The organism is Novosphingobium sp., from assembly GCF_036733805.1.
Classification (GTDB): Bacteria; Pseudomonadota; Alphaproteobacteria; order Sphingomonadales; family Sphingomonadaceae; genus Novosphingobium.
Genome location: NZ_DAIMZT010000078.1, coordinates 1 through 10,138 on the forward strand (window position 1 = coordinate 1; position 10,138 = coordinate 10,138).

Consider the following 10,138-nt stretch of genomic DNA (forward strand, 5'->3'; position numbering starts at 1 on the left):
AAGCAAATCTCGATTCTCCGCGCCAGCCCTTTTTGCCAACCTCGTGAGCAGTTACTGAGCCGGAGCTTCCCCAGGACTGACGCAATCGGTACGCACAAAAAGGCCGGCGGTGACGCCGGCCTTTTTTGTCAGATAAATTCGATTTTCTGGACGAGGTAAAACTTGTCACCCGAAGGCACGGTCACTTCCACCTCGTCATCGACCCTTCGGCCGATCAAGGCTTTGCCCAACGGTGAGTTGTAGCTGATGCGCCCGACCTTGGCATCGGCTTCATAAGGGCCGACGATCTGATAACGCACCGGCTTCTCATCGTCGTCAAGCAAAGTCACCGTAGCGCCAAAGATGATTTTGTCGCCCGAAAGGCTGGCGGGATCAATGATCTGAGCACGGCTGACTTTGTCTTCCAGGTCGGCGATGCTGGCTTCGATCTGTCCCTGACGCTCCTTGGCGGCGTGGTATTCCGCGTTTTCGGATAAGTCGCCGTGCGCCCGTGCCTCTTCAATGGCGTCAACGATGCGCGGCCGCTCCTCGCGCAGCGCCTTAAGCTCGGCCGTGAGCCTTTCATAGCCTTCTGCAAGCATCGGCAACTTTTCGATACTGGCCATTCTGACGTCTTCCTCCTGTCCACCCCCCCTGCTGCGACTAGTCCACTGTCCCGCCCCCTCAAGGGACCGGCCGATCTGCAGCGATGTGGGGAGGCGAGATCGATTTCAGTTATAATAGGCTTGCAACGATCGTACTTCAAGCTGGCTCCCGCGCTGCGCCGAAATAGCCTGAGCGGCGGCGCGGCTTCCGGTAGCGGTGGTGAAGTAGGGAACCTTGCTCGTCAGCGCGGAGGCGCGGATCGATTGCGAGTCCTTCAGGCTCTGCCAACCCTCCGTGGTGTTAAAGATCAATGCGATTTCGCCATCGATAATCTTGTCCACGATGTGCGGACGCCCTTCGGCAACCTTGTTCACCCGCTCGACCGGGAGCCCGGCCTCTACAAGGTAATTCTGCGTACCACCGGTTGCGATTATCCGGAAACCGTTTGCCACAAGCTCTTTCACCGCCGGGAGGATGATGCTCTTGTCGCTGTCCTTCACCGAAACGAAAACCGTTCCGCTCTCAGGCAGGAGCATGCCGGCGCCCAGCTGTGCCTTAAGAAAGGCGGTGGCAAAATTGCTATCGATTCCCATGACTTCGCCTGTCGATTTCATCTCCGGCGTCAGCACGGGATCGACACCGGGGAAGCGCCCCCAAGGGAACACCGCTTCCTTCACCGCCATGTAAGGCAAGTCTCGTTTGAATGGGGGAAATTCCGACAGCTTTTCCCCTGCCATTACGCGAGAAGCGATCTTGGCGACCGGCTGACCGATGGCCTTGGCGACAAACGGAACCGTGCGGCTGGCGCGCGGGTTCACCTCGATCAAATAGACCTCGCGCCCCTTCACCGCAAACTGTACATTCATGAGGCCGCGCACGCCCAGCGCCATCGCCAGCGCCTCTGCCTGGCGTTCCATTTCGGCGACGATCTCGGCGGACAAGCTGTATGGCGGCAGGGTGCAGGCGCTGTCGCCCGAGTGAATGCCCGCTTCCTCGATATGCTGCATCACGCCGGCGACGACCACTTGCTCGCCGTCGCACAAAGCGTCGACGTCGCACTCGATGGCATCGCGCAAATACTGGTCGATCAGCACAGGGCTATCGCCTGAAACCTGCACGGCCGTGGCGATGTAATCATCCAGCTGCTGCTCGGAGTCGACGATCTCCATGGCCCGCCCGCCGAGCACATAGCTGGGGCGCATGAGAACCGGGTAGCCGATGCGGTTGGCGACGGCGACGGCTTCATCACGGCTGCGGGCGATGCCGTTGGCGGGCTGCTTGAGACCAAGCTTTTCCACCAACGCCGCGAAGCGTTCGCGATCTTCGGCAAGATCGATCGCATCGGGCGACGTGCCCAGGATCGGAATGCCCGCATCTTCCAACGCTTGCGCCAGCTTGAGCGGCGTCTGGCCGCCGAACTGCACGATCACGCCGACAAGCTCTCCGTTCTGCTGCTCGACGCGTAGGATCTCCAGCACGTCCTCGGCGGTCAGCGGTTCGAAATAGAGGCGGTCTGAGGTGTCGTAATCGGTGGAGACGGTTTCCGGGTTGCAGTTGACCATGATCGTTTCATAGCCGGCCTCTGCCAGCGCGAAGCAGGCGTGGACGCAGCAGTAATCAAACTCGATGCCCTGGCCGATGCGGTTCGGTCCGCCGCCCAGGATCACGATCTTGCGCCGGTCGGAAGGCGCGGCCTCGTTTTCGGGCTCGCCGAAGATCGGGGTCTCGTACGTCGAATACATGTAAGGCGTGATCGCCTCGAACTCAGCGGCGCAGGAATCGATGCGTTTAAACACCGGATGCACGCCCAGCTTGTGGCGCAGCGCGCGCACTTCTTCCTCGCTGGTGGCGCCGGCCATGGCGCGCAGCGTATCGTGCAACAACCCCGAACGCCTGGCCTGCGTCTCGGCGAGACCACCCGCAACGTGGACCGAGCGCACCGCCAGCGTGGCCAAGCGCTTGTCCGAAAAACCCATCGCCTTCAGCCTGCGCAGCCCCTGCGCATCAACGGGCAAACCGTTTTGCATAATCTTCGCCTCTTCGGCGACGATCTCTTCGATGTGGCGCAGGAACCACTTGTCGTAATGCGTCACGGCGTGAATCTCGTCGACCGAAAAGCCTTCGCGCATGGCCTGAGCCGCCACCAGAAGGCGATCAGGCGTCGCGCGAGACAGCGCGGCGGTAATCGTATCACGACCCGCCCCTTCAAGCTCGGGCACGCGGTTGAAGCCGTCCAGACCCGTTTCAAGGCCCCTCAAAGCCTTCTGTATCGATTCCTTGATATTGCGGCCGATCGCCATGACCTCACCCACCGATTTCATGGCGGTGGTCAGCAGGGGCTCGGCACCCTTGAACTTCTCGAAAGCGAAGCGGGGGATCTTGGTGACGACGTAATCGATCGTTGGTTCGAACGCGGCGGGCGTGGCGCCGGTGATCTCGTTCATGATCTCGTCGAGCGTGTAGCCCACCGCCAGCTTGGCGGCGACGCGCGCGATCGGGAATCCAGTCGCCTTAGAAGCCAGCGCCGAAGAGCGCGAGACACGCGGGTTCATCTCGATGACGATCAGACGGCCATCCTTCGGATTGACTGCGAACTGTACGTTCGAACCGCCTGTTTCCACACCGATTTCACGCAGCACGGCGATGCTGGCCGAGCGCATGATCTGGTATTCCTTGTCGGTCAGCGTCAGCGCTGGGGCAACGGTAATGGAATCGCCCGTGTGGACGCCCATCGGATCGACATTCTCGATCGAACAAATGATGATGCAGTTGTCGTGCCGGTCGCGCACGACTTCCATCTCGTACTCCTTCCAGCCGAGCAGCGATTCCTCGATCAGCACTTCGGTAGTGGGAGAGGCGTCGAGGCCAGAGCGCACGATCGCCTCAAACTCGGCCTTGTTGTAAGCGATGCCGCCGCCGGTGCCGCCCAGGGTGAAGCTGGGGCGGATGATGGAAGGCAGACCCGTGTTTTCGAGTACGGCGAATGCCTCTTCCAGCGTATGCGCCACGCCTGAGCGCGCGGATTCGAGGCCGATCTTGTCCATAGCCTCGCGAAAGCGTTGGCGATCCTCGGCTTTGTCGATTGCATCGGCATTGGCGCCGATCATCGTGACGCCGAATTTCTCCAGCGTGCCGTCGTTGAACAGGGCCAGCGCGCAATTGAGCGCAGTCTGGCCGCCCATCGTCGGCAGCAGCGCGTCTGGCTGTTCCTTCTCAATGATCCGGGCCACGACCTCGGGCGTGATCGGCTCGACATACGTAGCGTCCGCCATGTCCGGATCGGTCATGATCGTCGCCGGGTTGGAGTTCACCAGAACGACCCGGTAACCCTCTTCCCGCAGCGCCTTGATCGCCTGGGTGCCCGAATAGTCGAACTCGCAAGCCTGACCAATGATGATCGGGCCGGCGCCAATGACGAGGATCGAGGAAATGTCAGTGCGTTTGGGCATGATTTAACTCGCTTGAGCAACGCACCCCCAGCCGTCGCACTCGACGCCGAAGGTATCTTCAATTTGCAAATAGGTTTCCGTCAGTTCCCGCATGGCGTCATCAGTCGCTGGCTGATGACGGACGAGCAACAGAAATGGAGCACCTTCCTCGTCCCGTTCGGTGAAGTCGCTAACGCTAAAACCGAAGTTAGAACTTGCATCCGCCACCCGTTTCAAAGTGACATAGTCGCCTCGAAAGCTGACATCGATTTCGCGCTCGATCTCAGGCTTATCGCCGCTTGCGCGTAACCTCCGCAAGACATCTAGATCTGCTGTCCAAACAGCATTCCAGCGCGCAGGATCAATCGGCGGAAGCCTCACCCCAACATCCCCACAAACTTCTCGAAGAGATAGAAGCTATCCTGCGGCCCAGGGCTCGCCTCCGGGTGGTACTGCACCCCGAACGCCCGCTTGCCCTTGATGGCAATTCCGCAGTTGGTGCCGTCGAACAATGAGACATGGGTTTCCTCTACGCTGTCCGGCAAAGCCGCGTTATCCACCGCGAAACCATGGTTCATCGAAGTAATTTCCACCACGCCGTCTGACAGGCGCTTGACGGGATGGTTGGCGCCGCGATGGCCCTGGAACATCTTGCTGGTCTTGGCTCCAGCGGCAATGCCAAGCATCTGGTGGCCCAGGCAGATGCCGAAGACAGGCATGTCCCTCTCCAGCAATGCCTGGATCACCGGCACCGCATACGTACCCGTCGCCGCAGGATCGCCGGGACCGTTCGAAAGGAACACACCATCCGGCTGCAATTCCAGCACCTGCTCCAGCGTCACTTCGGCCGGAACCACGGTTACCCGCGCGCCGGCTTTCACCAGGTTGCGGAAGATATTGTCCTTAGCGCCATAATCGATCGCCACCACGTGCGGGCGGGCATCGCGCGGGCTACGGCCATAGCCATGCCCCAGCTTCCAGGTGGAGCCTTCCCAGCCCTCCTGAATCTCGCGGCTGACGATCTTGGCAAGGTCCATGCCTTCCAGGCCCGGCCAGTCCCGCGCCTTCTTCAGCAGCGCGGGGATGTCGAACTCGCCCTTCGGGTCATGCGCGATCACGGCATTGGGCGCGCCTGACATGCGGATGCGGCGCGTCAGCGCGCGAGTGTCGATGCCCGCCAGACCGATCTTGCCCTGGTCCGCCAGCCACTTGTCGAACCCCTCGCGCGAGCGGAAGCTGGAAGGCAGCGTCACATCTTCGCGGACAACGCAGCCGACAGCGCCGTCCACCTTCGATTCGATGTCTTCCTCGTTGACGCCGACGTTACCGATATGAGGGAAAGTAAAGGTTACGATCTGGCCCGCGTAGGAGGGATCGGTCATCACTTCCTGATAGCCGGTCATGGAGGTGTTGAAGCACACTTCCCCCACCGCTTCACCCACGGCGCCGAAACCGCGCCCCCAGACGACGTGCCCGTCGCTCAGGACGAGAACGCCTGTCGCCCCTTCAGGTTTGGGCGCAAGCGAAAATGCGGCGTCGGCCATGGTGGGTCGCTCCGTTTACGGCGTTTCTGACGATAAGTGCTAAGGCCCGTCCGCTAGACACGGTTGTGCAAGGCGTCAAGGCGCGAGGGTGCAATTTGGTGCGCGGCTTGCTAGTTTTACGCAACCACGTTTTCACACACATCAGGAAAATAGAAGAACAATGATCCGCGATTCGATCAAGGCCGCGCAGATTTCCGCCATGAAAGCCGGCGACAAGCCCCGCTTGGCCGCGATCCGCCTCATTCTCGCCAAGCTCAAGGACCGCGATATCGAACTGCGCACGGCCAAGGACGTGCCGGACGACGATACCCTCACGATCGAGGTCCTGCAGAAAATGGTGAAGCAGCGTCGCGAATCGATTCAGCTCTTCGAGGAAGGCGGGCGTCCGGAAAAAGCTGCCGAGGAAAGAGCCGAACTGGCGGTGATCGAGGAGTTCCTCCCAGCGCAGATGAGCGAAGAGGAAACCAAAGCCGCGATAGAGGCCATCAAGGCCGAATTGGGCGCCTCAGGCATGAAAGACATGGGCAAGGTCATGGCCGAACTGAAAGCTCGTCACAGTACGCAGTTGGATATGGGCAAGGCGAGCGGTTGGGTGAAGGCGGCGTTGGCGTGAAGTGGCGCGCCAGCGTGTCCCGACTTCGCTCGACACGAACGGAATTTGGAAAAGCTTCACCCCCGTCTCCGCTCGTGTCGAGCGAAGTCGGGACACGTTATAGCGCAACCTGAGATGGCATTCTGGGCATACGTCCCGCGCTGCGCGGACGGAAAGTATTACACTCGACACACGGATGACTTGGAACGTCGAATGGGAGAACACCATCACGGCAGATTCTGCGATTTTACCTCCAGACGCAGACCTGTGACCCTGATCTGGTGCTCGGAATTTCCTACCCGGTATGAGGCTTTAAGCGCCGAACTGCAGATCAAGAAATGGTCACGCGCCAAGAAAGAAGCGCTTGCGGCAAGCGATTGGACCATGCTTTCGTATTATGCGCGACCGCCGTGCGAACGTGTCTCGACTTCAGCCTTAACGACCGAAGTTTATCGCGAGCCTGCCGAGGGGCCCTATGCGAACGGCGTGGTGGGGAACGAAACAAGAGGTCGCCCGTGCTAACCCCCCAATGGCTCGACCAGCTCCGCTCGCGCATCACCCTTTCGGCGCTGATCGGCCGCACCACGCGCCTTCAGAAGGCCGGGCGCGAATACAAGGCGTGCTGTCCGTTCCACAATGAGAAGACCCCCAGCTTCCACGTCAATGACGAAAAGGGCTTCTACCATTGCTTCGGCTGCGGCGCGCATGGCGATGCGATCCGCTGGATGACGGACCATCAGGGCCTTGCCTTCATGGATGCTGTCAAGGAATTGGCGGCGGAGGCTGGCATGGATGTGCCCGCCCCCGATCCGCAAGCGGCCCGTGCGGCAGAGAAACGCGACACCCTGCATGACGTTATGGCAGCGGCGCAGGAATGGTTCAGGCACAATCTTGCCTCGCCGGAAGGAGAGGCGGCGCGCGCTTATCTGGCGACGCGGGGGTTTGATGCTCATACCGTCCAACGCTTCGGCTTCGGCTATGCCCCTGAGGGACGGCAGGCACTCAAGGAAGCTTTGGCCCGCTTTTCCGAACCGATGTTGATAGAGGCCGGCCTGAGAATCGCGGTGGAGGATCGCGATCCCTACGATCGCTTTCGCGGCCGCCTGATGCTCCCGATCGAGGATGCGCGCGGACGGGTGATCGCTTTCGGAGGGCGCATTCTTTCCAGCGAAAAGACCGACGCTCCCAAATACCTCAACTCTCCCGACACTCCGCTGTTCGACAAGGGGCGCACGCTTTACAACCTTCACCGCGCCGCGCCCGCCGCACGCCAATCCGGCCGGATGGTTGTGGTCGAAGGCTATATGGATGTGATCGCCCTGGCCGCGGCGGGCATTGCCGAATGCGTCGCCCCCCTCGGCACGGCACTGACAGAGAACCAGATCGACCTCCTCTGGCGACACGTGGAAACGCCGATCCTGTGCTTCGATGGCGATGCCGCGGGGCAACGCGCGGCGATGCGCGCCATCACCCGTGCCCTTCCCTTGCTCCGTCCTGCGCACTCCTTGCGAATCGTGCGGCTGCCGGAAGGGCTCGATCCTGACGATCTCATCAAGGCCAGGGGCTCAGCGGCGATGGCAGTTCTGCTGAGTGAAGCCAAGAGCCTGGTCGATGTCCTGTGGGAGACGGAACGTGACGCTCAGCCTTTGACCACTCCGGAGGACAAGGCCGGGCTGAAGGCCCGATTGATGGCTCATGTCGAGACGATTCATCACTCTGACATCGCCAGCCTTTATCGGCGCGAATTGCAGGACCGTTATTCAGCTTTTGCCTTTCCGCAACGGGAAGACCGAAAGGGACAGCCATTTCCGCCCGGACAGCGGCAGCGGAAATGGCAGCCGGGCCGCCCTGTTTCAGCACCCTCCTCACCCGAATCGCTGAAACGCCTGCGCCGTGCAGCGGAAGGCGGAGCGCGCGATGCCCTGTCCGCGGCGGTACTGGCAGGGCTGATCCGCTGGCCCACACAGATACGACGCCATGCCGAAGCGCTGGCCCGCACACCCGAGCTTGACCCGCGTTTCTTCGCGTTGCTGGAATGCTGCGACGCGGCGACGCTTGAAACTGAGGCACTTGCGACCATATTGCGGGAGAATGGTCTTGAGGTTCCTGGAACCGCCGAATATTCGGGGCTGCGCTTCGGTTTTCTGGCCCCGGAAGCAAATGCGGAGCAGGCAGCGGTGGAACTGGGCCAGGCTATCGATCTCTTGGTGGAGCGTCCGGTATTGGAGGCCGCTCTGGCAGAGGCCACCGCGCGGTTCGAACAAGAACTGTCCGAGGAGTCTTTTGCCGAGCAGCAGCGGCTGCTCAAGAGAAAGCTGGAATTTGAAAGTCGCCTCAGGCAAATGGCGACAAGACAGGCGGGCTAGTCCGGTATTGTATAATTGACCGGATCGGGGAAGCACGAGTTAACGGCGGAAGAATGAGCAAGAACGATAGCACCAGCGGCGACACGACGGACGGCACCGATGCGCCGCTGATCGACCTTAACGAAGCTTCGATCAAGAAGCTGATCGCGCGCGCCAAGCGCCGCGGCATCATCACGGTCGACGAATTGAATGAGGCATTGCCTTCCGACCAGATGAGTCCCGACCAGATAGAGGACATCATGGCCGCGATCTCGGAAATGGGCGTCAACATCGTCGAGAACGATGAAGATGCTCAAGATGACGATGAGCGCGAGGCCGAAGAGATCGACGGTGACGACGAAGCCGCACCGCGCATGGTCGTGGACAGCAAAAAGAAGGAAACGGTTGAACGCACCGATGATCCGGTGCGCATGTACCTGCGCGAGATGGGCGCGGTGGAACTGCTCAGCCGTGAGGGTGAGATCGCGATCGCCAAGCGTATCGAAGCCGGCCGCGACATGATGATTTTGGGGCTGTGCGAAAGCCCGATCACTTTCCACGCCATCATTCAGTGGTCCGAAGCGCTTAACAACGGCGAGATGCAGCTTCGCGAGATCCTTGACCTGGATGCCATGCTTTCCAAGGAACCGGCGCCCGAAAGCCTGTCCGAAGACGGCGAGGGCGAGGATGACGGCGAGATCAGCGAAGCGACTGCCGGTCCCTCCTACAAGGAAGACGACGACATCGAAGAGGAGGAGGAAGAATCCTCCGACGAAGACGATGAGGACGGCATCGAACGCCGCGCCAAGCGCCCGGCCGATGATGACGATGAAGACAACACGCTCAGCTTGGCGCAGATGGAAGCCGCGCTCAAGCCGGAAGCGCTCGAAAAATTTGCCCGCATCACCGAACTGTTCCAGGCTTTCGAAAAGCTGCAGTCGGAACGTTTGGAAGCATTGGCGCTCGGCATTGATTTCCCGGTCGCCAAGGAAGGCCAGTACCAGCAATTGCGCGAGGATTTGACCGCGCAAGTGGAATCGGTGCAGTTCCACGCGACCAAGATCGAATATCTGGTCGACAACCTCTATGCCTTCAACCGGCGGCTGACGACCCTGGGCGGCCAGATGCTGCGCCTGGCCGAACGGCACAAGGTGAAGCGCGTCGATTTTCTGGAGAGCTATGTCGGGCGCGAGCTTGACGATACCTGGCTGCCAGACATGGCGAAGAAGGACAAGAAATGGGCCGCGTTCGCCGAGAACGAGGGTGACGCTGTCGAGCGTATCCGCGCAGAAGTAGCCGATATCGCCGCCGCCACGGGCATGGCGCTTCCCGAGTTCCGCCGCATCGTCAACATGGTCCAGAAGGGTGAGCGCGAGGCGCGCATCGCCAAGAAGGAAATGGTCGAGGCGAACCTGCGCTTGGTCATCTCGATCGCCAAGAAATACACCAACCGTGGGCTGCAGTTTCTGGACCTGATCCAGGAAGGCAACATCGGCCTTATGAAGGCAGTCGACAAGTTCGAATACCGGCGCGGCTACAAGTTCAGCACTTACGCCACATGGTGGATCAGGCAGGCGATCACCCGCTCGATCGCGGACCAGGCGCGCACCATCCGCATCCCGGTCCACATGATCGAGACGATCA

General features: G+C 60.7%; 8 protein-coding genes. 4 read left to right on the top strand and 4 right to left on the bottom strand.

Annotated features, from left to right (window positions below; genetic code table 11):
* Positions 1-128: 128 nt before the first annotated feature.
* From greA to carA, 4 genes are all read right to left on the bottom strand, one after another.
* Positions 129-605 carry a transcription elongation factor GreA gene (greA, locus tag V7D69_RS14155; RefSeq protein ID WP_333606122.1) on the bottom strand — a complete coding sequence of 159 codons (477 nt, stop codon included), beginning with the start codon at positions 603-605 and terminating at the stop codon, positions 129-131.
* Positions 606-710: 105 nt separating this feature from the next.
* Positions 711-4,034 carry a carbamoyl-phosphate synthase large subunit gene (gene carB / locus V7D69_RS14160; RefSeq protein ID WP_333606123.1) on the bottom strand — a complete coding sequence of 1,108 codons (3,324 nt, stop codon included), beginning with the start codon at positions 4,032-4,034 and terminating at the stop codon, positions 711-713.
* 3 nt (positions 4,035-4,037) lie between these two features.
* Positions 4,038-4,394, bottom strand: coding sequence for a ribonuclease E inhibitor RraB (locus V7D69_RS14165; protein WP_324064162.1), 357 nt, complete (start codon positions 4,392-4,394; stop codon positions 4,038-4,040).
* The gene (gene carA / locus V7D69_RS14170; protein ID WP_333606124.1) at positions 4,391-5,557 is read right to left on the bottom strand and encodes a glutamine-hydrolyzing carbamoyl-phosphate synthase small subunit; all 1,167 of its coding nucleotides are present in this window, start codon (positions 5,555-5,557) and stop codon (positions 4,391-4,393) included. Before carA ends, V7D69_RS14165 begins: the two co-directional genes overlap by 4 nt.
* A gap of 160 nt (positions 5,558-5,717) precedes the next feature.
* On the opposite strand from carA, the gene V7D69_RS14175 reads away from it, so the two are divergent.
* The 4 genes from V7D69_RS14175 to rpoD all read left to right on the top strand — a co-directional run.
* Positions 5,718-6,170, top strand: coding sequence for a GatB/YqeY domain-containing protein (locus tag V7D69_RS14175; RefSeq protein WP_324061688.1), 453 nt, complete (start codon positions 5,718-5,720; stop codon positions 6,168-6,170).
* Between the two features lie 114 nt (positions 6,171-6,284).
* Complete coding sequence (locus V7D69_RS14180) at positions 6,285-6,671, top strand: GIY-YIG nuclease family protein (protein ID WP_333606125.1); 387 nt, start codon at positions 6,285-6,287, stop codon at positions 6,669-6,671.
* Positions 6,665-8,515: a DNA primase gene (gene dnaG / locus V7D69_RS14185; RefSeq protein WP_324061685.1), complete on the top strand. Its 1,851-nt coding sequence runs from the start codon at positions 6,665-6,667 to the stop codon at positions 8,513-8,515. The genes V7D69_RS14180 and dnaG overlap by 7 nt, the downstream gene beginning before the upstream one ends.
* Positions 8,516-8,568: 53 nt before the next feature.
* A partial coding sequence (rpoD, locus tag V7D69_RS14190; protein ID WP_333606126.1) for an RNA polymerase sigma factor RpoD occupies positions 8,569-10,138 on the top strand: 1,570 nt, incomplete at its 3' end.